22 protein-coding genes are annotated in these 26,583 nt (G+C 64.4%); 12 read left to right on the top strand and 10 right to left on the bottom strand.

Annotated features, from left to right (window positions below):
• Nucleotides 1-59: 59 nt before the first annotated feature.
• The 7 genes from HB681_RS32115 (at nucleotide 60) to phaZ (ending at nucleotide 7,957) form a co-directional block, all read left to right on the top strand.
• Complete coding sequence (locus HB681_RS32115; protein WP_213958948.1) at nucleotides 60-1,382, top strand: MFS transporter; 1,323 nt, start codon at nucleotides 60-62, stop codon at nucleotides 1,380-1,382.
• Between the two features lie 46 nt (nucleotides 1,383-1,428).
• Nucleotides 1,429-2,421 carry a tripartite tricarboxylate transporter substrate binding protein gene (locus HB681_RS32120; protein ID WP_213958949.1) on the top strand — a complete coding sequence of 331 codons (993 nt, stop codon included), beginning with the start codon at nucleotides 1,429-1,431 and terminating at the stop codon, nucleotides 2,419-2,421.
• A 113-nt stretch (nucleotides 2,422-2,534) separates the two neighbouring features.
• Nucleotides 2,535-3,665: a Re/Si-specific NAD(P)(+) transhydrogenase subunit alpha gene (locus HB681_RS32125; RefSeq protein WP_213958950.1), complete on the top strand. Its 1,131-nt coding sequence runs from the start codon at nucleotides 2,535-2,537 to the stop codon at nucleotides 3,663-3,665.
• Between the two features lie 29 nt (nucleotides 3,666-3,694).
• Nucleotides 3,695-4,012 (top strand): NAD(P) transhydrogenase subunit alpha, encoded by a 318-nt coding sequence (locus HB681_RS32130; RefSeq protein WP_213958951.1) that lies wholly within the window; start codon nucleotides 3,695-3,697, stop codon nucleotides 4,010-4,012.
• Nucleotides 4,009-5,496 (top strand): NAD(P)(+) transhydrogenase (Re/Si-specific) subunit beta, encoded by a 1,488-nt coding sequence (locus HB681_RS32135; RefSeq protein ID WP_213958952.1) that lies wholly within the window; start codon nucleotides 4,009-4,011, stop codon nucleotides 5,494-5,496. The genes HB681_RS32130 and HB681_RS32135 overlap by 4 nt, the downstream gene beginning before the upstream one ends.
• A gap of 13 nt (nucleotides 5,497-5,509) precedes the next feature.
• Nucleotides 5,510-6,490, top strand: coding sequence for a tripartite tricarboxylate transporter substrate binding protein (locus HB681_RS32140; protein WP_213958953.1), 981 nt, complete (start codon nucleotides 5,510-5,512; stop codon nucleotides 6,488-6,490).
• A 195-nt stretch (nucleotides 6,491-6,685) separates the two neighbouring features.
• Nucleotides 6,686-7,957: a polyhydroxyalkanoate depolymerase gene (gene phaZ / locus HB681_RS32145; RefSeq protein WP_213958954.1), complete on the top strand. Its 1,272-nt coding sequence runs from the start codon at nucleotides 6,686-6,688 to the stop codon at nucleotides 7,955-7,957.
• A gap of 398 nt (nucleotides 7,958-8,355) precedes the next feature.
• Here the strand turns inward: phaZ and can are convergent, their stop codons facing one another.
• On the bottom strand, nucleotides 8,356-9,048 hold the full coding sequence (gene can, locus HB681_RS32150; RefSeq protein ID WP_213958955.1) for a carbonate dehydratase: 693 nt from the start codon (nucleotides 9,046-9,048) through the stop codon (nucleotides 8,356-8,358).
• A 366-nt stretch (nucleotides 9,049-9,414) separates the two neighbouring features.
• Nucleotides 9,415-9,624 carry a hypothetical protein gene (locus HB681_RS32155; protein WP_213958956.1) on the bottom strand — a complete coding sequence of 70 codons (210 nt, stop codon included), beginning with the start codon at nucleotides 9,622-9,624 and terminating at the stop codon, nucleotides 9,415-9,417.
• A gap of 728 nt (nucleotides 9,625-10,352) precedes the next feature.
• On the opposite strand from HB681_RS32155, the gene HB681_RS32160 reads away from it, so the two are divergent.
• Nucleotides 10,353-10,811 carry a hypothetical protein gene (locus HB681_RS32160; protein WP_213958957.1) on the top strand — a complete coding sequence of 153 codons (459 nt, stop codon included), beginning with the start codon at nucleotides 10,353-10,355 and terminating at the stop codon, nucleotides 10,809-10,811.
• A gap of 257 nt (nucleotides 10,812-11,068) precedes the next feature.
• On the opposite strand, the gene HB681_RS32165 is transcribed toward HB681_RS32160, so the two are convergent.
• The 8 genes from HB681_RS32165 to HB681_RS32200 form a co-directional block, all read right to left on the bottom strand.
• Nucleotides 11,069-12,103 carry an IS630 family transposase gene (locus HB681_RS32165; RefSeq protein WP_213958995.1) on the bottom strand — a complete coding sequence of 345 codons (1,035 nt, stop codon included), beginning with the start codon at nucleotides 12,101-12,103 and terminating at the stop codon, nucleotides 11,069-11,071.
• A 58-nt stretch (nucleotides 12,104-12,161) separates the two neighbouring features.
• Nucleotides 12,162-12,773: a tripartite tricarboxylate transporter substrate binding protein gene (locus HB681_RS32170; protein ID WP_345944795.1), complete on the bottom strand. Its 612-nt coding sequence runs from the start codon at nucleotides 12,771-12,773 to the stop codon at nucleotides 12,162-12,164.
• A gap of 275 nt (nucleotides 12,774-13,048) precedes the next feature.
• Nucleotides 13,049-14,353 (bottom strand): DUF1254 domain-containing protein, encoded by a 1,305-nt coding sequence (locus tag HB681_RS32175; protein WP_213958958.1) that lies wholly within the window; start codon nucleotides 14,351-14,353, stop codon nucleotides 13,049-13,051.
• Nucleotides 14,350-15,696 carry a DUF1254 domain-containing protein gene (locus HB681_RS32180; protein ID WP_256735183.1) on the bottom strand — a complete coding sequence of 449 codons (1,347 nt, stop codon included), beginning with the start codon at nucleotides 15,694-15,696 and terminating at the stop codon, nucleotides 14,350-14,352. Before HB681_RS32180 ends, HB681_RS32175 begins: the two co-directional genes overlap by 4 nt.
• A gap of 10 nt (nucleotides 15,697-15,706) precedes the next feature.
• Complete coding sequence (locus tag HB681_RS32185) at nucleotides 15,707-16,699, bottom strand: tripartite tricarboxylate transporter substrate binding protein (protein ID WP_213958959.1); 993 nt, start codon at nucleotides 16,697-16,699, stop codon at nucleotides 15,707-15,709.
• 27 nt (nucleotides 16,700-16,726) lie between these two features.
• Nucleotides 16,727-18,811, bottom strand: coding sequence for an acetate--CoA ligase family protein (locus tag HB681_RS32190; RefSeq protein ID WP_213958960.1), 2,085 nt, complete (start codon nucleotides 18,809-18,811; stop codon nucleotides 16,727-16,729).
• 179 nt (nucleotides 18,812-18,990) lie between these two features.
• Nucleotides 18,991-19,731: a GntR family transcriptional regulator gene (locus HB681_RS32195; protein WP_213958961.1), complete on the bottom strand. Its 741-nt coding sequence runs from the start codon at nucleotides 19,729-19,731 to the stop codon at nucleotides 18,991-18,993.
• Between the two features lie 115 nt (nucleotides 19,732-19,846).
• On the bottom strand, nucleotides 19,847-20,842 hold the full coding sequence (locus HB681_RS32200) for a tripartite tricarboxylate transporter substrate binding protein (RefSeq protein ID WP_213958962.1): 996 nt from the start codon (nucleotides 20,840-20,842) through the stop codon (nucleotides 19,847-19,849).
• Between the two features lie 194 nt (nucleotides 20,843-21,036).
• On the opposite strand from HB681_RS32200, the gene HB681_RS32205 reads away from it, so the two are divergent.
• The 4 genes from HB681_RS32205 (at nucleotide 21,037) to HB681_RS32220 (ending at nucleotide 26,562) form a co-directional block, all read left to right on the top strand.
• Nucleotides 21,037-22,299 (top strand): alkyl sulfatase dimerization domain-containing protein, encoded by a 1,263-nt coding sequence (locus HB681_RS32205; protein ID WP_213958963.1) that lies wholly within the window; start codon nucleotides 21,037-21,039, stop codon nucleotides 22,297-22,299.
• The gene (locus HB681_RS32210; RefSeq protein WP_256354478.1) at nucleotides 22,290-23,651 is read left to right on the top strand and encodes an alkyl sulfatase dimerization domain-containing protein; all 1,362 of its coding nucleotides are present in this window, start codon (nucleotides 22,290-22,292) and stop codon (nucleotides 23,649-23,651) included. The genes HB681_RS32205 and HB681_RS32210 overlap by 10 nt, the downstream gene beginning before the upstream one ends.
• Before the next feature lie 31 nt (nucleotides 23,652-23,682).
• Nucleotides 23,683-25,083, top strand: coding sequence for a DUF1254 domain-containing protein (locus HB681_RS32215; protein ID WP_213958964.1), 1,401 nt, complete (start codon nucleotides 23,683-23,685; stop codon nucleotides 25,081-25,083).
• Between the two features lie 108 nt (nucleotides 25,084-25,191).
• A complete protein-coding gene (locus HB681_RS32220) occupies nucleotides 25,192-26,562 on the top strand; it encodes a DUF1254 domain-containing protein (protein WP_213958965.1) in 1,371 nt (456 codons plus the stop codon).
• Nucleotides 26,563-26,583: the final 21 nt, after the last annotated feature.

Genomic DNA, 26,583 nt, shown 5'->3' on the forward strand with positions numbered 1-26,583 from the left:
GACTCCCATCCCCACAGACCCATAGCGCGGCAAACACCCGACCGCACAAGGAGACAGCCATGCTCATCGATTCCTCCACCCTGGCGGCACCGCCGCACGCACCGGTCCCGGCCAAGGACAGCGCCAAGCCAATGTCGAAGGCGTCGGCCATCACCGCCATCACCATCGGCGGCGCCCTGGAACTGTATGACTCAGGGGTGTACAACTTCTTTGCCATGCTGATCATCCCGCTGTATTTCCCGGTGGGAAATCCGCTCGGTCAGTTGTTGTTGGTCTTTGGAACCTTTGGTGCCGGCTACCTGATGCGCCCGCTGGGGGGCCTGGTGATCGGCGCCTACGCCGACCGGCGAGGGCGCAAGCCGGCAGTGCTGCTGTCCATGTGGCTGATGGCTTTTAGCGCCCTGATTCTTGTGCTGACGCCGACGTATGCGCAGATCGGCGTCATCGCGCCGGTCCTGATGATCGTCGCCCGTCTGGTCCAGGGCTTTGCGATCGGCGGAGAAATGGGCTCGGCCAGCGCCATGCTGCTGGAGTACGCAGATGAACGCTCGCGCGGCTTCTACACCAGCTGGCAGACGGCCAGCCAGGGCATCGCCGCGGTGTTCGCCGCGCTGGTAGCGCTCGTCCTCAGCCATTCGCTGCCTGCAACGGCACTGGAGTCCTGGGGCTGGCGCGTGGCCTTCCTGATCGGCATCCTGGTCATCCCGGTCGGCCAGGTGATCCGCAAACGCCTGGAAGAAACCCTTCCCCCTGCACCGCGCAAGAAGGCGGCCGCAGGCGGATGGCAACTGATGCGCCAGCACCGGCGTGAACTGACGGCGAGCGTGCTGCTGATGACCGGGCTGGCGGCTGCCGTGCACCTGATAGCCTACTACCTGCCTAACTACGCCACGTTCCAGCTGAACATCCCTCGCGACCAGGCAGTCTGGGCAGGCTTCGTGGCAGCGGCCATGATGGTCGTCTTTGGCCCCATCGCCGGTCGGATGACGGACCGGGTAGGGCGCCGCAAGATGGTTTGGTGGACGCGGGTGGCGCTGCTCGTGATGGCGTACCCGGCCTTCGTCCTGCTCAATGCCTTTCCATCGTTGCCATGCCTGCTGCTGGTGGTGGGATGCCTGGCCATTCCCATGGCCATGACCTCGCCCCCGACGCTGGTGCTGGTGAGCGAGGTATTGCCGCAGCGGCTGCGGGCCACCGGCATGGCCGTGACGTACTACGTGGCCGTTGCCGTATTCGGCGGCTTCGCGCAGTTGTTTTCGACGGCGCTGATCCATCTGGCCGACAGCCCCAATGCGCCGGCGTTCTATCTCATCGGATGCGGCCTGGTCTCGCTGCTCGGGCTGGCGGCCGTGCCCGAGACGCTCGGCCGGAAGTTGCAATAGACGAGCTGATCGCGGCCATCCGATTCAACAATTAAGGAGACAACCCATGTTCATTGCCCGTGCCCTCTGCCTGACCCTGCTGGGTCTGGCCCTTTGCACTTCACAGGTCCAAGCCCAGGATGCGGCCCCTTTCCCCACGCGGCCGCTGAAACTGGTGGTCCCCCTCACACCGGGGACGACCACCGACCAGGTCGCGCGGGAATTCGCTGACCGCATGGCCAGGAAGCTCGGACAGCCGGTGGTGGTGGACAACAAGCCCGGTGCGGGCGGGGTGATCGCGGCGCAGGCAGTGGCCAAGTCGGCGCCTGACGGCTACACCCTCCTGCTGATCAATTCCCAGCATGCGATCAATCCGGCCGCCTACGACGCGTTGCCCTACGACACCTTGCGCGACTTCACGGGCATTGCCCTGGTCGGGGATGCACCCGCGGTCATTGCAGTGCCGCCCGCGCTCGGCGTGCGCAATCTTGCCGAGTTCATCGCTCTGGCCAAGAAGCGCCCGGGCGAAATCAACTACGGCTCGTCGGGCATCGGCAGCCAGACCCATTTGGCCGGCGCCTATTTCGCGACCCAGGCCGGGGTGGTGATGACGCATGTCCCTTACCGGTCTTCATCGGAAGTGACCACCGACCTGATCACCAATCGGATCCAGTCGGTTTTCACGCCCGCCGCATTCGTGCTCGGGCAGATTCGCGAAGGCAAGCTGCAGGCTCTGGCCGTCACCGGACCCGAGCGATTGAGCCTGCTTCGCGAAGTACCCACCACCAGCGAAGCCGGCCTTCCGGCGTATCAGTTCGCAACCTGGTTCGGCTTCGTAGCGCCCAGCAAGGTACCGCCCCACATCATGAACCAGCTGGCGCGCACGATGAAGTCTGTCCTCGACGATCCGGCCCTCCGGCAGAAGTTTGCCGACCAAGGCATCACGCCGAGGTATCTCATGCTTCAGGAATTCGACGGCTACATCAAGTCGGAGATGGATCGACTGGGGCCGATCGTGAAGGCGTCTGGCATGCAGGAGAAGCTCACGCAGAAGCGTTGACGTGCGGCGGCATCTGCGGTCGGCCATGGACCGCGGGCCGGCCGGCACGTGTGCGATGCAGACACCAGGCCAATGGCATTTGTCCATGACGCCCTCTGAAAAGGAATGATGACATGTTGATAGGCGTGCCGGCCGAAATTGCGCCTGGCGAAACCCGAGTGGCGGTAACGCCCGAGACGGCGAAAAAACTCACCGCGCAAGGCCACACCGTCCGGGTGCAGGCGGGTGCCGGCGTGGCCGCCAGCGTGCCCGACGTGGCCTACCAGGCGGCGGGTGCCGAGATCACCGATGTCGATGGCGCCTATGGCGCCGACATCGTGCTGAAGGTGCGCACACCTTTCGACAACGAAGCCGCGCTCATGAAACCGGGCACGGTCGTCATCGGCATGCTCAACCCCTTCGACGCCACCGGCCTGCAGCGCCTGGCCACGGCCGGCCTGACCAGCTTCGCACTGGAGGCCGCGCCACGCACCACGCGTGCCCAGAGCATGGACGTGCTCTCGTCGCAGGCCAACATCGCCGGCTACAAGGCCGTGATGATGGCGGCCGACAAGTACCAGCGCTTCTTCCCGATGCTGATGACCGCGGCCGGCACGGTGAAGGCCGCGCGGGTGGTGATCCTCGGCGTCGGCGTGGCGGGCCTGCAGGCCATCGCCACGGCCAAGCGCCTGGGCGCGGTGATCGAGGCCAGCGACGTTCGCCCCAGCGTGAAGGAGCAGATCGAATCGCTCGGCGCCAAGTTCATCGAGGTCTCCTACGACACCGGTGAAGAGAAGGAAGCCGCGGTCGGCGTCGGCGGCTATGCCAAGCCGATGCCGCCGAGCTGGCTGGCACGCCAGCAGGTCGAGGTGGCCAAGCGCGTGGCGCTGGCCGACATCGTGATCAGCACCGCGTTGATCCCCGGGCGCGCCGCGCCCACGCTCATCACCGAGGACATGGTCAAGTCGATGAAGCCCGGCTCGGTCATCGTCGACATCGCCGCCGGCCGGGGTGCCGACGGCATCGGCGGCAACTGCCCGCTGTCGGAGGCCGACAAGACGGTGATCAAGCATGGCGTGACGCTGGTCGGCGAAACCAATCTCGCCGCCCTGGTGGCGGCCGACGCCTCGGCCCTCTATGCGCGCAACGTGCTCGACTTCCTGAAGCTGATCATCACCAAGGAAGGCGCGCTCAAGATCGATCTCGAGGACGACATCGTCGCGGCCTGCCGCATGACGCAAGACGGCCAGGTCACCCGCACCTAACGAACGAAGCAACGATCGAGGAGAAGAGCATGGATCCCGTTTCCCACACAGTCATCAACCTCATCATCTTCGTGCTGGCCATCTACGTGGGCTACCACGTCGTGTGGACCGTCACGCCCGCGCTGCACACGCCGCTGATGGCGGTGACCAACGCGATCTCGGCGATCGTCATCGTCGGCGCGATGCTGGCGGCGGCCATGACCGGCAGCGTGTTCGGCAAGACCATGGGCGTGCTGGCCGTGGCGCTGGCCGCGGTGAACGTGTTCGGCGGCTTCCTGGTCACCCGGCGAATGCTGGAGATGTTCAAGAAGAAAGAGAAGAAGGCACCGGCGGGAGAGAAGTCATGAGCATGAACGTCGTCACGCTGCTGTACCTCATCGCCAGCATCTGCTTCATCCAGGCCTTGAAGGGCCTGAGCCATCCGACCACGTCGATCCGCGGCAACATGTTCGGCATGGTCGGCATGGCCATCGCCATCCTGACCACCGCCGCGCTGATCGTGCAGCTGTCCAGCGGCAACCTGATCGGCATGGGCTGGGTACTGCTGGGCCTGGTGGTCGGCGGCGGCTACGGCGCCTATCGCGCCAAGACGGTCGAGATGACGGCCATGCCCGAGCTGGTCGCGTTCTTCCACAGCATGATCGGCATGGCGGCGGTGTTCATCGCCATCGCCGCGGTGGTCGAGCCCTGGGCCTTCGGCATCACGCCGCTGCCGGTGGCGGCGGCCGGCACGGTCAACACGCCGGAGGGCGCGATGATCGTCGACGGTTTCCTGCGCTTTGCGATCCCGGCGGGCAACCGCTTCGAGCTGTTTCTGGGTGCGGCCATCGGCGCGATCACCTTCAGCGGCTCGGTCATCGCCTTCGGCAAGCTGTCGGGCAAGTACAAGTTCCGCCTGTTCCAGGGTGCGCCGGTGCAGTTCAAGGGCCAGCACATGGTCAACCTGGTGCTGGGCCTGATCACCATCGGCCTGGGCCTGCTGTTCGTCGTCACCGAGAGCTGGCCGGCCTTCTTCCTGATGGTGCTGCTGTCCTTCGTGATGGGCGTGCTGATCATCATCCCGATCGGCGGGGCGGACATGCCGGTGGTGGTGTCGATGCTCAACAGCTATTCGGGCTGGGCGGCGGCGGGCATCGGCTTCTCGCTGAACAACGCGATGCTGATCGTGGCCGGTTCGCTGGTGGGCTCCTCGGGCGCGATCCTCTCCTACATCATGTGCAAGGCAATGAACCGCTCGTTCTTCAGCGTGATCCTGGGCGGCTTCGGCGGCGAGGCGGTGTCCGCCGCCGGCGCTGCCAAGGAGCAGCGCCCGGTCAAGAGCGGCAGCGCCGACGACGCGGCCTTCGTGCTCTCCAACGCCGAGACCGTGATCATCGTGCCGGGCTACGGCCTGGCGGTGGCGCGCGCGCAGCATGCGGTGAAGGAACTGGCGCAGAAGCTCATCGAGCATGGCGTGACGGTGAAGTACGCGATCCACCCGGTGGCGGGCCGCATGCCGGGCCACATGAACGTGCTGCTGGCCGAGGCCGAGGTGCCCTACGACCAGGTCTTCGAGATGGAAGACATCAACGGCGAATTCGGCCAGGCCGACGTGGCGATCATCCTGGGCGCCAACGACGTGGTGAACCCCGCCGCGCTGCAGAAGGGCACGCCGATCTACGGCATGCCGATCCTGGAGGCCTACAAGGCCAAGACGGTGATCGTCAACAAGCGCTCCATGGCCGCGGGCTACGCCGGGCTGGACAACGAGCTGTTCTACATGGACAAGACCATGATGGTCTTCGGCGATGCCAAGAAGGTGGTCGAGGACATGGGCAAGGCGATCGAGTAACAACGGGAATCCCATGAGAAATCCAATCCGCCGCGCCTGCGTGGCGCTGGGCATGGCCTGCCTTGCCGTCGTCGGCACTTCGGCGTGCGCGCAAGCCACGTACCCCGATCGCGCCATCAAGTTGATCGTGCCTTGGCCTGCCGGTGGCAGCGTGGACATCGCCGCGCGAGTTGTCGCCGAACAACTTGCGCTCAACCTCGGGCAGCCCGTTGTCGTGGACAACCGACCCGGCGCAGCCGGGAATATCGGGGCGGCGGCAGCGGCCAAAGCCAATCCGGACGGGTACACGCTAGTGATGGCAACGACACCCATGATCATCAATCGCAGTCTCTACAACAACCTGCCGTTTGATCTGTCGCGAGACTTCACGCCGATCACTCAGCTGGTCAATTTGAACTACGTCCTGGCCGTGCATCCTTCCGTGGCCATTTCAGTGCAGGAACTGATAGCCAAGGCCAGGGCAAATCCGGGACAGATCAGCTATGCCTCATCGGGAGCCGGAACACAGCTGCATCTCATCGGCGAAGGCTTCAGGCGACAGGCCGGTATCGACATTGTCCACGCGCCATACAAGGGCGCCCCACCGGCGCTGGCGGACATGGTTGGCGGCCATGTCCAGATGATGTTCCCTGGTTTGCCCGTGGTGGAGCCGCTGCTTAAGTCCGGTCGGCTCAAAGCGCTGGCTGTGGTCAGCACCCGTAGACTGGCGCTGCTGCCGAATGTTCCAACCTTGGCTGAGGCGGGCGTACCGAACATCGATTTCACGGAATGGTATGGCGTCGTGGCTCCCGCAGGCACGCCCGACAAGATCGTGACCAGGCTCAACGGCGAGATCGCGAAAGTCCTTCGAATGCCCGAGGTTCGTCAACGCCTGGTGGGTCGGGGCTTTGATCCAGCCAGTGGCCCAGCGCAGGAATTCGCGGATCTGATTCAGAAAGAGCAGAAGAAGTGGTCGGCTGTCGTCGCGCAACTAGGCATCCGTCTAGATGAATAGGCGGCCCGACAGATCTTCCGCCTGCAGATGAACGGATACGGCAGTACATACTGCGACCCGCCGCGACTCCGGTCGACGTCATTCCGAGCATGCACCGTGGCAACTGAAGCACAAGCACCAATTGCCAGCGCAAAGACCGCCGTCTGCATGCCTCGCGACCCCCACCTTCGACCACAACGATCACTTGGAGAAAATATGACGCGCTACCGCCTTCGCACTCTCGTCGAGCAAGTGCTGCATCCCGTACACACGACACTGAACTGGCACCACCAGATCCTCACGCACCCTAGCCATCCGCTTCGCCGTAGTCGGCTCACTCGCTACCCCGCCGCGAGCGTCGAATCGGTGTTGCGTCTGATCCGGCAGTACCCGAAGCAAGCCTTCAGTTTTGAGCCCCTCGCCATCGACGGCAAGCCGACGCCCATTGTCGAGGAGGTCGTGGTTGAGAAGCCGTTTTGCCAGTTGCGGCGCTTTCATCATGCCGGCACCGCCAAGGCGCCGAAAGTTCTCTTTGTCGCCGCAATGTCCGGCCACCATGCCACTCTCTCGAAGGACACGCTGCGCGAATTCCTGCCGGACTGCGATGTCTACATCACGGACTGGATCGATGCCCGGCTGGTGCCTCAGTCGGAAGGGCGCTTCGGCTTTGACGAGTATGTGCAGTACCTGGTCGAGTTTCTCGATGCGCTGGGGCCGAACGTGCATCTCGTCGGCCTGTGCCAGGCTGCAGTACCTGCGCTGTGTGCCGCCGCCTTGATGGCCGAGGACAGGCATCCGCATCGGCCGCGCACGCTGTCACTGCTCGCCGGTCCCATCGACATCCGTGTCAACCGAAACACCGTCACCAAGCTTGCGGACCGTGTTCCCCTGTCCGTGATGCGCCTCAACGTGCACAAGGTGCCATCCCGCTATCCAGGCGCCGGGCGTCTTGTCTACCCCGGCTACCTGCAGTTGGGGGCGTTCGTGTCGCTGAATCTGCGCACGCATATCGGCAAGCATGTGCAATTCTTCAAGGACGTGGCGCAGGGCAACCAGGCCGCCGCTCAAAAGCATCGTCTCTTCTACGACGAGTACAACGCCATGATGGACGCCACGGCCGAGTTCTATCTCGAGACGCTGCAGCGCGTGTTCATGGACCAGCAACTCGCCAAGGGCACGCTGCGGGTGCATGGGCGACGCGTCGATTGCGGCGCCCTGAAGGATGTTGCGCTGCTCACGCTCGAGGGCGCCCAGGACGACCTGGTGGCCATTGGCGTCACCGAGGCGGCGCAGGGCCTGTGCGGGAACCTGCCGGCTCGCTTGCGCGAGCATCATGTGCAGGAAGGCGTCGGGCACTACGGTGTCTTCAACGGCTCGATCTACAAATCCGAGATCGCTCCGCGCATGAAGGCTTTCATGGGCCGTCACGCCGCGGCAAGCGCGAAGGACAAGAAGGCAAAAATGGCGGCTGCAGTTCCAGCCCCATGATCCCACGAGCTGCGCCGGCTGCAGGGCTTGGCAGCGTCTGTGAGGTCCTGCGCCCGCATGCCCTTCAGGTTGCCAGCCGGTGCACCGTGCCCTGCGGAGCCGCGCTGAGGCGCCCAGGGCACGTCGGCAGCTCTTGAGGAGGGCCGGGCCCTTGCATGTCGCAAACGCAATGCCAAACGTCATGGATTGACGTGCCTGGCGAGAGTGTGCAGGTGGTGGCTCCTCCTCTGAAGACTTCAGGGAACTGGCCGGCCTCATGTCCAGCAACGCCAAGCATCCGTGAACGCATTGAATTCGAACAGGACTTGGCAAGATACGCCAACCTCGCGAAGAATCAGCAAAGCTTGAATTTGCATGAGTCCAACGCGGAACTCGGCAGGGCTGATCGCAATTGCACTCTAATCACCGTCGTCAACTTCTTCATCAAGAGGTTGCACGGTATCGCCACGTGGATAACGCTTGAGTGCCGTTCTGAACGCCTCGACGACCCCATCAGGATGGTCCATCGTCACGTGAAGGTTCTTCAAAAGGCCGTCGCCAAGGCCGTAGACCCAGCCGTGGATTGCCAACTTGTCACCGCGAGACCAAGCATCTTGGACCACGGTGCACAACGCGACGTTGCCCACCTGCTCGATCACGTTCATTTCACAAAGAATGTTTTCTTGTTGCTCAGGCGGAAGATGATCAAGCCGTTTTCGGTGACGAAGACGGACATCTTGAATATGCCGCAACCAGTTGTCCGCAAGGCCGATACGTCTTCCGTGAGTTGCAGCGCGTACGCCGGCACATCCGTGGTGACCAACCACCATGATGTGTTCAACTTTAAGGTGTTCCACTGCAAACTGGATCGTCGAAAGTGCATTCAGATCAGAGGGCACAACCAAATTCGCGACGTTTCTGTGCACAAATATTTCGCCCGGGTCGAGGCCGGTTATTTGGTTTGCGGGCACGCGGCTATCCGCGCATCCAATCCACATGTATTTAGGGCTCTGCTGACTTGCCAATCGGGAAAAGAATCCCGGCATCCGAGCCTCTGTAGCAGTGGCCCAGTCTCGATTATTGGCAAACAGATGGTCAAGTTCGTCACTCATTCCAAAGCTCCGTAGGTGCTTATAGAAGCCAACGGTTAAAGGCGTTGTCGCTCGGGAGGGGCGGTGCCTCCCGCGCAGCCCCCGGCGTCCATCGCTGGAACTTTGGCTCAGGCAAGTGTGCGCGACCGATGCGCGAGAAGATCATCTCAGATTCTAGGAGTGACGTTGGAGAAAGCGGGCTCGGAGGATGGAAGATGACCGGCAGTCAAGACCGAGTTGGCGGGCAAGTCGAGAGTGACGATGAGCGCCGCACGATCTGCGGACCCTTGACCGGAATCGACGAGCAAAAGGGCGTGCCAGTGCAAGGTGCGGAGGCCACCCAGCTGAATACCGGCATCTGAGACGGACGACGTCCCGGGCCGACTCTTAGCCGGACTTCACCCGCCACCGGGACCACAGCGCGCCGCCTTGACCGAGCGCAAGGGCCATGCGCGCCATTGGGTCGGCCGGCACCTGGCGCAGCGACCTGAGCAGCGGCTGCAGGTCAGGCTTTTCCAGTCGCCAGAATTCCTTGCGCTCGTAGGGCAACGGCGGGTAGATGGCTTTGGGGCGGCGCTGCGGTCTGGTAAGCGGCATGGTAGGCGACATGAGCCGAAGCCTAGCGCGAAGGCCTGCGACGGGTGGTGAGTTTTCTCAATGTCGTGGCGGCCTCCGTGCGGCACAAAAAGAGCGGACACGAGAGGAACCCTTGCGCGTAGTCATAGCCTTACTGTTTGCGGCGGCCGTGGTCATCGTGCTGGTCGCCACGAAGTGTTCGTTCTGCTCGACACCAGCCTGTGAGGCCGCACTACGCAGGGCGAGGCTGTGACAAGGATCCTGTTCGTCATCGGGCTCGTGCCGGCGGTGCTGGAAGTGCGGCTCGTGTGGTGGGCCTGGCAGACGTAGCTCGTGGGCGCGGCAGGAAGCCAAGCGCTGCCGCAACAGCCAGCAGTCCCGCTCATGCGCAACCCACGCGAGTTCCTCGGTCTGCTCCCAGCCCTGCACCCTTGAACTCGGCGCCCGCGGCCGCACACAGCTTCGGATCGAATAGCCCATCTCGCGCAGGCCACACATCAGCTCGCCGCGTTACCGCGCCTACCGCGCGCATCGGCAGAGCCCGGTCACGCCACCTGCGTGTCAATCCAGACCCGGAGCATGTTGAACAGGGGCGTGATCCGTTCATTTCGACCGCAGCGGCGCATGCTCCGCGTTCGCCCCGGTACGCTCAGTACTTCCCTGCACTAAACAAGAAGAAGGGTGAAACCCTGTTCTCGAGCGCAAGACGACTTGCGTAAGATTTGCAACCGCCCCCAACCAAAGTACCCATGCTTGATGTCGACTTGCCAGCGCCCGCTGCGGCAGTTCGTAACCTTCTTGCCAGTCACGGGATCGTTCCGGCCCTGGCACTCCTCAACGAAAGGACGCCCTACCGATTCACGGCAATCTACAAATTTAACGGCGAGGTGATGCACGCCGCATACGCTTTCGACCGCGACTGCGAATACCGTACGTGGCTGAAGGTGGTGCCTCTGTCCAAGAGCTTCTGCCAGCACGCGATTGCACATGGCGAGTTCGTGACCAGTCACGCCTCGAAGGATCAGCGCCTTACGAATCGACCCTATGCGGGCATGGTTGAGTCCTACTATGGCCGACTGCTGACGCGAGAGTGCGGCAAGCCTTATGGCACATTTATCCATTTCGACTTGGAGCCGCGCAGCATTCCCCCAAAGGAAATTCGTGTGCTGCGCGAGGTGATCCCGCAGTTCATTGACTACCTGAAATGAACGGGCTCCACGGGGTCCTGCTGTGTCGGAAATATCTCTGTTATTAAAAGACCCGGGCAAATTCCGGCGAGCCAACGAATGTCACCACGGAGCACGCGCCGGCGCTGAGTATTGGTGCAAACGCCACCGTGACCACGCCGGCGATTCAGGCCGATGCGGACAACACCAAGGCTCGCGGAATCTCTTATTTCTCCGACATCGACCTGCGCGGCGCACCCGTTGCAAAACCTGCGCAATAGCCCTGTCTCGATTCTTACTCAGCAGTCAGAAATATAGGCGACAGAAGGCGTTTCGAAGAATGATCGAACAAGCCGGCGGTTCTTCTGCATGTCGCGCAGCTGCTGGTCCACTCGAATTTCGAGTTTCTCGCCAGCTCTCAAGGGGTTGCGAGCCACGCCGGTGCGCTTGACGTGACTCCACACCAGCTCGTCCGGATTCAGGTCCGGTGCGTAGCCCGGCAGGATGTGCATGCTCAGCTGGCCCTGGGTGGACTCGATGTACTGGCGCACGTTCGCTTTCTTATGGGCCGGCAACCCGTCGACCACCAAGTGCACGGGTTTGCTGCGACCCTTCATCATCTTCTTGAGCAATTCGATGAACAGCTCAGCATTCAGCGCCCCTTGATAGGTCGCGAACCAGAAGCCACCTCTGGCATTGATGGCCGAGGCCGCCGAGACCGACTGGCGTTGGCCGGGACGCTCAATGACCGGGGTCTTGCCCTTGGGCGCCCAGGTCTTGCCGTACACGGTGTCGGCACGAAAACCCGACTCGTCCCAGAAGTAGACTTCGCCCCCGCTTTGCCTCGCAGCCGCAGCGATACCGGGGTAGGTTTCGCGCTGCCAGCGCTCGATGGCTTGAGGATCTCGCTGGTAGGCGCGTTGCAGTGGCTTTTGCGGGGTCAGTCCGAGCTTGGCCAGCAACGCACCGACTGCCGTCACTCCCATCTTCGCGCCGAACTTTTGTTCGATCAGCGTCACGACAATGGCGCGTGTCCACAGCCCGAAGTCCAGTCCGTACTGTCGCGGGTCGCGTCCATTGATCCAACGAAACACTTGGCGCTCCTGTGCGGGACTCAGCGTTCGCGGTCGGCCGGTGCCGCGTGTGCCGCGCAATGCCTTGAGGCCTTTTCCTCGACCCGACGAGGCTCTCAGCCATTTGTAGATCGTGGTTCGGCTGAAGCCGTAGGCGGCGATCACCGAAGAGGGCTTCTCGCCATCGCGAACTCGCTCGACTGCCATCAGGCGAATCTCTTCAAGCGTTTTGTGATCCAGCTTGCGGCCATCTCGCTTCATACGCCATTGGAACACCAATTCGATTGCTGCGGCGCCTATTTGTGGCCTAAATTATCGACTACTGAGTAAGGATCGCGTTCACTTCCTTCATGCGCTCGACTACTGTCGCCGGCGTGGCCGCTGGCGCCATGAAGCCGAACCAGCCGTAACCCACGACGTTCGGAAAACCTTGCTCACGGAAGGTTGGCACCATCGGGTAGACCGGGCTTCGCTCTTCGGACCCGACCGCCAGAACACGCAGCTTGCCAGCCTGCACATGCGGCAGTGCTGTCGGCATGGCGGTGAGCGTCGCATCCACGCGTCCCGCGAGCGGCTCGGTGTAGGCCGTGGCGTCGCCGCGGAAATGCACGTTCAGCCCCTTCACGCCGGCCTCCTTGAAGAACAGTTCGGCCGTCAGATGCGGACCGGAACCACTTCCTGGTGTCGCGAAGGTCAGGCCCTCTGGCTTGGACTTGCCGTAGGCGACCAGGTCGGCCACCGACTTGAACGGTGAACTGGCATTGACGATCAGGAAGACCGGCGCGTTTACTGCGAGCGTGACCGCCTTGAAATCGCGCACCGGGTCGTAAGAAAGCTTGCCGTACACCGGCTCGGCAGTCGCGAAAGGCGCGGCTGCGTAGAGCCAGGTGTAGCCGTCCGGCGCGGCTCGTGCGACATATTCGTTGGCCAGCCACGTGCCGGCACTGAGCTGGCTTGTTCTCGACGATGAATTGCTGCTGCAGGCATTTGCTCAGTTCTTCGCACAGGATGCGCGCCGAGATGTCATTCGAGCCACCGGCACCATAGGGCGACAGGACGCGCACTAGCCTGTGCGGCCAAACATCCTGCGCCTCGGCGAGCGACGGAAAGGCCGCGATGGCCGCGAAGGCGCCTCCGATTGCGGCGAACTGCGAGATGAAATGACGACGGTGAAGCGACATGGCGCTGTGTCCTGGATGGTTTTGCCTAGTCGAGTCGAACGACAGGCGGGTATACGAATTGCGTCGACAGATGCGGCGTGCGAGGCTGGTACAGCCGCAGCGTGAGATAGAACTGGTCATCCGACGGCGTCGGCAGCCAGTTGCAGCCTTCGCCGGGGTCGTCAGCCTGCAGCCGGATGCGGAGGCTCCCGTCTGTCTCGGTACGCAGGCCCTCTGTGCGGTCACCGATGGAGTAGCGATCGATAGGGTTGTCGATGAGCAGGCAGTCGCGGCGGCGGTACACGGTGAGCGACCAGAACGCATCGACCTGCGGCGCTGAGCCGCACGGAAAACAGAGTTCGTAGTGCGCCTTGCCGTCGAGCGGCGCACTTGCCGCGTCGACCTCGCAGACCGGGTACATCGCCTCCTCCATGCCGAGCGCGCCGATGAGGTTGCGTGCCACGCGGGCGCGTGTTGGGTAGTCGATGCCGTAGTCGGTACGTACGGAGACCGGCAGCGTCCAGCCGTTGCCGATGTCGCTGGCACTCACATCCTGTCGAAGCGCCGCGCAAGTCTCAGCCAGTGCGATGGCAAGCGCGGCCTCGGCGTCAGGCTCCGGCTCGCCATGGCGCAGGCCGAAACGATCGAGCAGTTCTAGCATCGCGCCCTGTCCGGCGGGCGCAGGATTGCGCTTCAGCACGTCGCGCACGGTGAGACGGTAGAGCATGACTTCGGGCACATCCCTTGGCCGGCGGTCCATGCCGGTGTCGAAGCGTTGCCATGCGGCGCTCGACGCATCGCCAGCTTTGCGGATCGCGTATTGGTCTTGCAGGCCATGCGCCAAGGCAATGTCTGCAGCATCCGCGGAAGCCAGCATGCGACCGATGATCCACACATCGCTGCCAGGCGCGGCGACGGGCACCGTTGCTTCGGGCACATCGCCCTTCCAATCCGGGCCATGCACGAACAGGCGCTGTGCTCGGTTGCCCGTCGTGCGCCGGCCAGCGTAGGCGAACGGGTTGGTCCACATGTCGAGGAAGCCCAGCGTCCAATAGCGCTCACCCATGTCCGGCACGTTGATGAGCAGCGGGCCATTGCTCAGGTCGAGCCAGGCGTTGTCATAGAGCGTGTCGTTGTTCGGCGAGACGACCTCCCGATTGCGCGGCGTGAGCAACTGGCGCGTGTGCCGAAAACCGTTGACCCAGCGGACGCTGGCATTGGGGTTGGCGTCGGCCAGTTCGCCGCTGTCGAGCTTGCGCGGGCACGTGGCCGCGCGCATGCGCGCCATCTCGAACAGCGGCAGGGTGTAGAGCACCGCATCTCGTGCGGCTTGATCCAGCGTACTGCTCATGCGACCCGCTCCACATCGGGAAAGCGGTACTGACCATCGAACAGCCTTTGCTGAGGATGGTAGAGGCGCAGAACGAGATAGAACGGGGCGTCCGGTGCGGGCAGCCAGTTCTGCTCGGGTCCCGGTGGACATTGGTGAGAGATGAACAACGTCAGGCAGCCGTCCGCGTTGCGAACCAGCGGGCTGCGGTTGCCGAGCGCGTGACGGCCAAGTGAGGTCGACGCGAGGTAGCGATCGCCGTCGTAGAGCGTGATCGACCAAAAGGCATCTGCCGGCAATTGGCCGCCATCCTCGAAGTGCAGCCGATAGCAATGCCCCCCGTGCAGCGCTACGCCGTCGTGGTCGTAGTCGACGCTGGCGTAGATGGCCTCGTCAGCGGCCAGCGCGCCGAGGCCCTTGAAGGCCGTGGCGGCGCGCAGCATGAGGTCGTCGCCATAGCGGCCGAGTCGCGTCGAATAGCGCCACGCCGCCTTCGAAGGACTGCGTGTATGCGCCTCGATCAGACGCATCGCCGCGGCATGGCCCTGCCGCAGGCCTTGGGCCACGCCGGGGCGCAGGTTCGCCAGCTTGCCATCGTCCGCGCACTGCAAGTGCAGGCTCGTCAGCAGCGCGAACACGCCGCGCTGAGAGGACGGCGGGGGAAAGTCCTGTACTGCGCGCAGCAGGTTGGCGAAGAAGTCGAGCGCCGGGTCGCCGCCTTCGCGCCATTGCGCGATGCTGCGGGGCGACGCCAGGGCAGGCGCCCGTGCGAACGTGGTGTCCAGGCTGAAGCCGGCCTGGAATGCGCGGGCCGCCGGCAGATCGGCTTCGTCGTCGACGAGGACGCGACCGAGCAACCACACCAGCGCACTGGGGCAGGCGATGGCGATGCAGCCCGCCGGCGGTGCACTGTCATCGCCTGGCGGCATGAGCGCGAAGCGGCTGCCTTCACGCGGACTGTTGCGCGTGCCGATGTTGTGAAAGTTGTTGGTGTAGACATCGAGCAACTCGAGCACGAAGTAGCGCCCAGTCTGCGCCGGCACCTCGATCACGACCGGCCCGCGCCGCAGGTCGATCCAGGCGTTGGTATAGAGCAGGTCGTTGGCGGGCGTGACGATGTCGCGATCGCGGTCGGTCCAGCGCTGCGCGCTGTGGCCCAGCTCGTTGAACGGTGCGCGGCCATAGCCGGTGGCGCCCGGCATGCCGCCGTCGTTGCCGGCCGTCTGCACGCGGCAGGTGCGCACGGCTTCTAGCAAGGGATACCCGGCGATGACAGCCGTGATCGCGGCGTGTGCCGACAGCGCCTCGACCGGCGTCGCATGTTCGAGTTCGAGAAAGGCTTCGGTAATGGTCATGACGGTCATGGGTATCTCTTCAGTCGGCCTTGATGTTTCCGGCCTGCACCAGCCGGCTCCAGGTTGCGATGTCATCGCGCACCTGCTGCGCAAATTGCTCACGCGGGATTGGCACAGGCTCCATGCCCAGCGCGCGCACTTTCTCGGCCGCCTCGGGTTGCTTGAGCATCGCATCCACGGCCTGCGCCAGCCTGTCGACGACGGGCGCCGGTGTGCGCGCCGGCGCGAAGATGCCGTACCACGAGGCCGTGTCGAACGCCACGCCCTGCTCCAGCAGGGTCGGCACGCCGGGGTAGCTGCTCGAGCGCCGCGGGCCGGTCACGGCCAGTGCCTTGATGCGCCCGGCCTTGACGAAGGGTGCGGCACTGGTGACATCGACCATGGCCACCTGGATCTGGCCTCCGATGAGGTCATTGAGTTCCGGCGCCACGCCCTTGTACGGCACGTGGCCCATGTGGACGCCGGTGGACTGGTTGATGGCTTCGAGGGCGAGATGGCCTCCGGATCCGTTGCCCCACGAACCCACCATGACGTTGCTGCCCGGCTTGCGCGCGATCTCGATCAGTTCCTTGACGGAATTCGCCGGGAAGTCGGGGTGCGCGACCAGCAGATTGCCACCCAGTGCGACGCGACCGATCGCGACGAAATCGGTTGCCGGCCTGTAGGAAAGGTCCTTGTAGATCGCCGGCGCGATCGCATGCGTGGCGCTGATGCCGAGCAGGATCGTGTATCCGTCGGGGTCGGCGCGTGCGACCTTGGCGCTGCCCAGCGTTCCTGTGGCGCCGGGCACGTTGTCGACGACCACCGTCGCCTTCAAGGTGGTGGCGAGCGACTGGGCGACCCAGCGGCCCATGACATCGGTGCCGCCACCCGGGGGAAATGGGACGACCAGGTGGATCGGCTTGTCCGGCCAGGGGGCCTCGGCCAGCGCTACGGGGGCGGCGCCAAGGGCTAGGACACCGATGGCGGCGGCCAGCAGCGTGCGACGACGGGGTGAATCAAGAGAGATCATGATGCTTTCCAGGGTGACGGCCGTGGATCAGGCCGCCGCGATCTCGACGACGGCATCGGCGGCAGCCACGCGGTCGCTCGTCACCATCAACGGGTTGATCTCCATCGTGCGCAGGCGCGGACCCAGGGCCGCGGCCAGCGCTGCGAAGCGGACCACCGTGTCGATCAGGCCCGCAGGGTCAATGGCCGGCTGGCCGCGCCAGGCTTGCAGGCGTTTCAGCACGCCGAGGCGTTCGAGCCGGTCGCGTACGCGCCCGGGGGTGGTGGGCGCGGTGAGCACGAGCGTGTGCGCATCGAGTTCGACGGCCACGCCTCCCAGGCCCAGCACGACGAGCGGCCCGAAGCTCTCGTCCCAGCGCGCCCCGAGCATCACTTCGACACGCGGGCTGAGCTTGCGCGCCACCAGCATGCCTTCGCGTCGCGCCTGCGGCGCCAGTTGCGTGACCGACGCCACGATCCCTGCGAAGGCCTCACGCAGTTCCCTTTCGTCGCGCAAGCCCACACGCACGCCGCCGACGTCGCTCTTGTGCAGCAGGTCGCGCGAAACGATTTTCAGCACGGCCTGGCCGCCGAGATCGCGCCAGGCGGCCACGGCTTCGTCCGCGTCCTGCACGTGACGGTGCGGCGCAGCTTCGACGCCGTTCGCGGCGAGGAAGGCGAGGCCGTCGATCTCGTTGCACATGGCGGCCGACATGCCAGTCGGCATCGAAACCCTCCCGCGTGCGGGTGCCTCATCGGCACTCGCATCGGCCTGCCACTTCGCCATCACCGCCAGGCTCTCGATCGCATGCGTTGGCTCCTCGTAGACGAGGCAGCCCAGCGCTTCGAGTTCACGCTTGAGTTCGGGCATCACGATGCCGGAAAAGGCCAGGCTGACGCCGGGTGCCGCCTCGCGCACCCATTTCACGGTTTGCGCGATCTTCCGCGCGTAGCCCGGCGCCGCACCCGCCGCCGCAAGGAACATCACTATGGCGTCGTATGCGCCGCTGCGTGCCGCTTCGACCGCCGCGTAGTCGACGAGGCTGTAGTCGGCGGTGATCTGCCCGGTCAGATCGACCGGGTTGCTGGTCGAGCAGAAAGCGATGCGGCGGCGCAGTTCGAGCGCGATCGGCTCGGGCAGCGGCGGCATGTCAAGGCCTGCATCGCTGGCCGCGTCCGCCATCAACGTGCCGACGCCACCCGACACGGTCAGGATGCCGAGGCGGGGGCCCCGGGGTGCCACGCCGAGCGCAAATGCCTGGCCGAAGCGGAACATCTGCTCGACGGTGTCGGCGCGGATGGTGCGCGTGTCATCGAACACGGCCTGATACACCGCGTCCTCGCCAGAAAGGCTCGCTGTGTGCGACATGGCTGCGCGCGCCCCGGCCTCGGTACGGCCCACCTTGGTCACGATCACCGGTTTGCCTGCCGCGCGCGCCTTCGCCAGCGCGCGGTGCAAGGCGCGCCCGTCGCGCGCGCCTTCCACATAGGCCAGGATCACGCGCGTGTCCTCATCGTCGACGAGGCCGTCGATGACGTCGGCGACCGAGGTGGTCGCCTCGTTGCCCGTCGTCACCCAGTGGCTCAATCCGAGCCCGCCCGCCCGTGCGAGCGAGTAGGCATAGGCCCCGAACGCGCCGCTCTGGCTCACGATCGCCACACCGCCGGCCTTCGGCTGCCCGGCCAGTGGGGCGGGCGAGAAGGTGGCATAGAGCCCACGGCGCGGGTTCATGGCGCCGAGGCAGTTCGGTCCCAGCAACGTGAGTTGGCCGCGGCGCGCGATCTCCGCCAGGCGGGCTTGCGCCTGCGCGCCTTCCGCTCCCACTTCGGCAAAGCCCGAACTCAGAACGATGGCGGCCCGCACGCCAGCCTGAACCGCCTGTTCGAGCGCGGCCGCCACCGCATCGGCCGGCACTGCGACGACGGCCAGGTCGATCTGAGCCGGTACGGCCGCCAGCGATTCGTACGCCGTCAGCCCCTGGACCTCCTTGGCCGCGGGATTGATCGGGTACACAGCGCCGGCATAGCCAAGTTCCTTGAGCAGTCGCACCGGCATGCCGCCGACCTTCTGCGGATTTTGTGAGGCACCGACCACTGCGACGGATGCGGGATGCAGCAATGCAGCAAGAGACATGGAGACGGGTCCTTGGAGTAGGACACGATCATGCCACCAACCTATTATGATAGGTTCTAGGGCTTACACCTATGCTGTTATGATAGCTTTGCGGGCCTTGGACCGAACTCTCCTCTTCGAGCCACATTTGCCAAATGGCAAAAACGCACCGACCGCCAGGTCGTCACCCCTTCGCCGTGCTAGCGCTTGATGACCGCCTTGTAGCTGAATGAGTCGCCGCGGAAGTACATGTCGGCATGCAGCAGGGGGCGGTCCGTCACATCGTGGGGCGTGAAGCGGATGCGCAAGACGGGCGCCGCGGCATCGATGCCCAGGTGCCGCGCGCGCAGCTTGCCCGCGGGCACGGCGCTCGTCTCGATGTGTGTGCTCTTCATCCGGAAGCCGAGGCGGCCTTCGAGCAAGGTCATGAAGTCGTTGGTATCGATGTCCTCGCGAATCAGCGCCTTCACGAGTTCCGCCTCTCCCCAGGCAATGCCGTACAACAACGGCTTGCCATCGACGCTCCGCACCATCGTGATTGCGGTAACTGGCTCGCCGGGCGCCAGCCTCAGCGCTTCCGCAACTGCCGCGGGCGCCTCGACTTCACGCACCGATAGTGTCTTGCCGAGGGCTTCACGTCCATGGGCCCGCATATGGTCGAAGAACCCGGTCAGCGGCCCGAGTTTGGGCGCGTCGGAGGGCCGGGTGACAAAGCTACCTTTGCCGTTCACCTTCTGGATCAGTCCTTTCGCATGAAGTGCTGCGAGTGCCTGGCGCACCGTGATCCGGCTGACACCGAACTCGATTTCCAGCTCCGCCTCCGATGGCAACTTGCTCCCCGCGACCAACTCGTTGACCACAATGCGTTGACGCAGTTGTGCTTCGATCTGGGCGAATAGCGGGAGGTTGGCGACGGCGGAGTTATCGGAGGAAGTTGACATGTAGGGCCCACGGTACGGAATGACCGGCGCGTCAATCACTTAAAGCAGACGCGTACGGCAAGTTTCCGATCATAAAAGGAGAGGCGGGATGCGCGGGCGCCGGCGCGGCGCTTCTTCAGTCAAGCTTGACGCCCGTGTCCTGCACCATCTTCAGAACAATCGGCAGGTTCGCCTTGTAGGCCGCGGTGGCCTGCGCCGGCGAATTGCCCACGGGCTCGGCGCCGAGTTCCCCAATGCGACGGGCCACATCGGGTTGCTTGATCACGGCCTGCACTTCACGCCCGAGGCGTTCGACGACGGCATCGGGTGTCTTTGCCGGCGCCAGCAGTGAGGTCGGCCCGGCCAAGGCATAGACCGGATCCGGATAGCCTTGCTCTGCAAAGGTGGGCACTTGCGGAATGGCATCTGCGCGGCGCGTGCCCACCACGGCCAGCGCACGCAACTTGCCGCTCGCAACGTAGGGTCGCAGTGTCGTAACCGAGCCGACCGTCATGGTGATGGCACCGCTGATCAGGTCGAACGCCATCGGGCCCTCGCCCTTGTAAGGCACGTGCAGCGTCTGCACGCCATATGTCTTGTCCATGTACACCTGCACCTGGTGCGGCAAGGTGCCGGGACCCCAGGAGCCCATCGCGTACTTTCCGGGCGACGCCTTCATGGCCTCAATCAGGCTTGCGACATCCTTCGCCGGGACCGAAGGATTGACAGCCAGGACGGTGCGCGCGAGCGCCACGTCCGACACCATTCGCAGATCGGTACGCGGGTCATAGGGCAGCTTGTCGTAAAGCGCCAGGTTGGCCGTGATCGGGCCAGGAATCGTCAACAGCAACGTGTAGCCGTCGGGGGCGCTTTTCGCGACGTAGTCCGTGCCGATGATGCCCCCCGCGCCGGTGCGATTTTCGACCATCACCGGCTGGCCCAACCGCTTGGCCAATGCCTCGGCCACGACGCGCGCGAAGATGTCAGTCGAACCACCGGCCTGGTACGGAACGATGAACCGTATCGGCTTGGCGGGGAATTCGTCCGCTGCACGCGCCGACGCGCCCAGCGACAGGAAGAGGGCTGCCGCGACAACGGCGTGCAGCGCAAGGGACGGCTTGGAACTTTTCATGGCCGGGATGATGCCACACCTATTATGACAGCAAGGACTGGGTTTTTACCAATTCCTCCCTTTGCTGTCATAACAGCCTAGGTGGTTTCCCGATTACCTATCATAATAGCAATTGGCATCATGGCTTCGAATTTCCATGCATCCGGACGCACGGACTGCACTGCCCAGCGGCCCAGCACCCAAGAGAGAACGCGATGAACTCCACCAACAACATCCTCATGATGAAGCAAGGCCTCGCGCGGCACGCCAGCGGCGTGCATACCCTGGGCGGCCAAGGCAACTCCTTGATCGTCGAACTGGGCGAAAGCCTCTTGCTGGTGGACGCAGGGCCGGGCGGGGACATCACGCGGCGGATGATCAGCGAGGTCCGCGAGAGCTTCGGCCAGCGCGTGAGCCACATCGTCTACAGCCATGGCCACATGGGCTACAACAACGGCGTGCAGCAGTGGCTGGACGACGCGGCCGGGAAAGGAGAGCGACCGCCGCGCGTCGTCGGTCACGAGCGCGTGGCCCACCGCTATGGTCGCTACCGCGAGACCGGCGGATTACAGGCCTGGACCAACGAGCACCAGTTCCGCTCGCCGTATCCGTCCGTGCCACCCGCGCACTGGTTCCGCCTGCCGGACGAGACTTACCGGACGCGGCTGCGCATCGAGGGACGCGATCGCAGCGTCGAGTTGATCCACGCGCCCTCCGAGACCGACGACGGCACCGCCGTGTGGATTCCGGATGTGCGCACCTTGTACGGCTCCAATGCGTTCATCAAGGCCTGTCCCAATTCGGGCTCGCCGTTCCGAATCCAGCGCGACGTGGTGCGCTGGGCTGCAACACTGGACATGTTCCTGGCGCTCGACCCGCTCGTGCTCATCCCCGAGTTCGGCAAGCCGCTGACCGATGCGGCGGAGATCCGGGAATCCCTGGAAGTCTCTTCACGCGCATTGAAGTACCTGCGCCAGGAAGTCGTGCGGCGCATGAACGCTGGCATGGGCGAGGTCGAGATCCTGCACGACGTGCCATTGCCACCGGACCTGTTCGCGCACCGATTCATGAACCCCACCTATGGCTGCGCTGAATACATCATGCGCGACATCTGGCGCAGCGAGAACGGCTGGTGGAACCGCAATCCCACCGACTTGCACCCCGCGGCACCGGACGCCGCGGCCGCAGCGGTCCGGGCGGCGTTGCCCGACGCGCCCCGGGTGCTCGAGCACGCGCGCCTGCTCGCCACAAAGGGCGACACTCAGCTAGCGCTGCATGTGGTGGATCTGCTGGCAGCCGCCAACCCTGCCGACCCGCTGGTGGCGCAGGCGCGCGAGCTCAAGGCTGAGCTCTGTCGCGTCCGGGCGACGCAGCTGACCTCGGTGGTCTCGCGCAACCTCTACCTGAGTGCCGCCGATGACCTGATGGGCGAACCGGTGTGCGATGCAGCCAGCCGCCAGCAACCGCAATGGGCCTGACCATGAAAACGGCCGCCCCTCCGACATCAGGCATTGGCGTCTTGATGAACGCCGAACTTTTTCGTGACCTGGTACCGGGTGTGCACACGCTGGGAGGACAGGGAAACACGCTCGCGATCGAGACGCATGAGGGCGTGGTCATCGTCGACGCCGGTCCCGGCGGACAAGTGTCGCAGCAGATGATCGCGCGCCTGCGCACTCTGACGCAGACGCGGGTGCACGCCATTGTCTACAGCCACGGCCACGCCGGATACAACGCCGGTGTGCAGGTGTGGATCGCGCACGCGCTCGCGCGCGGCGAAGCGCCGCCGCTGCGCATCGCGCACCGCAACGTGGCGCGCCGCTACCAGCGCTACGTGGAGACGGCGGGGCTGCAAGCCTGGCTCAACAGCCGGCAGTTCCGACGGCCCTTCAAAGCCGCCAGCGCGCAGGACTTCCCGATGCCACAGGTCCTGTTCGAAGACAGTCTGCGCCTCGCACTCGGAGACCGCGTGGTCGAACTGGTCGCAGCCCCATCGGAGACGGACGACACCGTGGCCGTCTGGCTGCCGCAAGAGCGCTTCCTGTACGGAAGCGCCGCCATGATCCGCAGCATTCCGAACATCGGCACGCCGCTGCGCACGTTGCGCGACCCGATGCGCTGGGTCGAAACACTGGAGCGACTCCATGCACTGGGTCCTACGATGGTCTTGCCGGAGTTCGGCAGCCCCATCACCAACGGCGCGGACATCGAGGCCGCGTTCTGGGTGCCCATCCGCGCGCTGCGCTGGCTGCGCGCCGAGGTGGTCCGGCGCATGAACGCGGGTCAGTCAGAGCGCGAGATCCTCGCCGGAATGCACTATCCGCCTGCGCTGTTCGGTCACCGCTTCATGCGGGCAATTTATGGCAGCCCCGGCTACATCGTGCGCGACATCTGGCGCAGCGAGAGCGGCTGGTGGGACCGCAATCCGACCCAGCTTCATCCGGCGCGCCCGGCCGACGCCGCGGCAGCGATCGTCGCCGCACTCGGCGATACCGGCGCCGTGCTCGCGCACGCGCAGCGCCTCGGTGACGAGGGGCGGACGCAGTTGGCCCTGCACGTGGTCGATTTGGTGGCGACTGCAAGCGACGACCCGGTGGCTCAGGCGGCGCGCGAGCTCAAAGCGAAACTGTGCGAGGCGCGTGCACTGCAATGCAGTTCCGTGGTGTCTCGCCAGATCCTGCGCAGTTGCGCGGAGGATCTGCGCGGCCTGCCGGTGGGAAGCACGCGGGATGATGATTCACCCATCAACTTCTCATGGGATGGCAACAATAACCCCGCGCCCCCGTCTGGGATCGGCGTATCACGACTTGGACCAGTAATTTCGGCCTGACAGAATCAACGCCCGTTCAAAAAGGTCCAACATGATTCAACGCCGCGTCCTCGGTCTTCTTCTTGCTGGCATCGCCGAATGGGCCACGGTGCCGATCGCGTCGGCTGCGCCCGCGCTGACGCCCGCGGAGGCGCGCACCATCGCCAAAGACGCCTACGTCTACGGGTTTCCGATGGAAGACAGCTATCGCACGATGTATGCCTTCTCCATCGCCAAGGGCAACCCCGAGTACAAGGGCCCGTTCAATTCGGTGCTGAACATCGCCCGCGTCTTCACCCCCGACGACAAGGCCTTCGTCACGCCGAACTCCGACACGCCCTACACCTTCCTCGGCCTGGACCTGCGCGCCGAGCCCATCGTGCTGACCTTGCCCGCCATCGAGAAGAACCGGTACTACGTGTTCCAGATGATGGACCTGTACACCTACAACTTCGACTACCTCGGCACGCGCACGACGGGCAATGGCGGCGGCAGGTTCCTGATCGCGGGTCCGCGCTGGAAGGGGCAGGCGCCCAAGGGCATCACCAAGGTGATCCGTGCAGAGACGGAGATGATCAACGTCATCGGGCGCACGCAACTGTTCAACCCGGGGGATCTCGACAAGGTCAAGCAGATCCAGGCAGGCTACAAGGTCGAGCCGTTGTCAGCCTTTTCCGGCAAGCCCGCACCCAAGGCGCCAGCCGAGCCGCATTGGATCAAGCCGCTCAGTCCGACGGAGCAGCGCACGTCGCTCGAGTTCTTCAACGTGCTCAATTTCGTGCTTCAGTTCGCTCCGACCCATCCCAGCGAGAAAGCATTGCGCGCGCGGTTCGCCCATATCGGTGTCGCGCCGGGCAAGCACGTCGACGTGAACGCCCTGCCCGCCGACATCAAGGCCGCGATGCAGGAAGGCATGGCCGATGGACAGAAGGCCATCGACGCGCGGCGCGCGGAACTCGGCGGCAAGATCGACACGCTCTTCGGCACCCGTGCCTACATGAAGAACAACTACCTGAATCGTGCCGTCGGCGCGCAGGTCGGCATCGGTGCCAATTCGCGCGAAGAGGCGCTCTACCCGATCTACGAAAAGGACGCCGCAGGCCAGCCTCTCGACGGCAGCAAGGGCCGCTACGTGCTGCGCTTTGCGAAGGGCCAGTTCCCCCCGGTCAACGCGTTCTGGTCGCTCACGATGTACGGCTTGCCGGACCAACTCCTCGTGAAGAACGACCAGAACCGCTACCTCGTCAACTCGCCGATGCTGCCGGACCTGAAGACGGACGCGGATGGCGGCCTCACCATCTACATCCAGAACGAGTCGCCGGGCAAGGACAAGGAAGCCAACTGGCTGCCTGCGCCACAGGGCCCATTCATGCTGACCATGCGCTACTACCTGCCAAAGCCGGAGTTGCTCAGCGGACAGTGGAAATCGCCCGTCGTGCAAATCGCGCCGTGACGCTTCGGCGGCGCGCCGGCTTCGGCTTGCCCTGACCGAATCAATACATCGGAAGAATTCGATCCATGTCATTCAGGATCGACCCATCTCCACTTCAAAAGGATCAGGATGACTCGAATCCACATCAAGGCAGCAGGCGCGATGGCACTGGGCCTCTCGCTCATCGCCGCGCAACTGGCGTTCGCACAGCCTTCACCCGATCAAGTGCGCGCGATCACCAAGGACGCGTACATCTATTCGTTCGCGATGCTCGAGAACTACAACACCATGTACAAGCAGGTCGCATCGCCCAACGACCCGGCTTATGTGGGTGGCTTTGGCCAGTACCGCCACTACGCGCAGGCCTTCACGCCGGACAACCATGACGTCGTGACGCCAAACAACGATACGCCCTACTCATGGGCTTGGGTCGACCTGCGCACCGAGCCTTGGGTGGTGAGCGTGCCGGCCGTGGCCGACAAGCGCTACTACGTGCAGCAGTGGATCGACCTGTTCACCTACAACTTCGCCTACGTCGGCTCGCGCGCCACCGGCAACGCCGCTGGCAACTTCATGCTCGTCGGGCCGAAGTGGAAGGGCAAGCCGCCCGCAGGCATCAAGAAGGTGTTCCGCTCCGAGACGGACATCGTTCTCACGCTCACGCGGACCGCGCTGAACGGACCTGAAGACGTCGAGGCAGTGAAGACCGTGCAGAATGGCATGAAGCTCCAGCCGCTCAGCAGCTTCGAGCACAAGACCGCGCCGCCCGTTGCGCCCGCCATCGACTTCCCGCCGTTCGACAGGGCAAAGGCGCGCTCGCACGATTTCATCGGCTATCTCAACTTCCTGCTTCAATTCACGCAGCCGCCGCATCCGAGCGAAATGGCCTTGATGAAGCGCTTCGCAACCATCGGCATCGCCCCCGGCAAGCCCTTCGACGCCGCGGCCCTGCCGCCCGACACGCTTGCCGCGATCGACCTCGGCGTGAAGGATGCGCAGGAGGCCCTGGCAGCGAAGGCCAAGGTCACCTTGTCCTCCAACGGCCTATTCGGCTCGCGCGCGGAGTTGAAGAGCGACTACCTCACGCGTGCCATCGCGGCAGAGAAGGGCTTGTATGGCAACTCATTGGTGGAGGCCTGGTACGGCGGTTACGTCGGCGACGGTACGAAGCTGCAGACCATTCACTTCGCCAAGGGCCAACTTCCGCCGGCGAGGTTCTTCTGGTCGATCACGCTGTACTCGCTGCCCGACCGCTTCCTGTTTGCCAACGATCTCAAGCGCTATTCGATCGGCGACCGCACCAAGGGCCTGAAGTACGACGCTGACGGAGGCCTCACGCTTTACGTGGGACACGCATCGCCAGGCCCTGAAATGGAATCCAACTGGTTGCCCGCACCCGATGCGAAGTACAGCGCAGTTGCCCGCATCTATGGGCCGAGCAAGGCTGCGATGAATGGCGCCTGGAATCTGCCGCCGCTGACGCCCGTCGCGACCAAGTGAGCCCGGACAATTCTCAAGGAA

Origin of the sequence: Variovorax sp. dw_954, from assembly GCF_018449755.1 — a bacterium.
Classification (GTDB): domain Bacteria; phylum Pseudomonadota; class Gammaproteobacteria; order Burkholderiales; family Burkholderiaceae_C; genus Variovorax.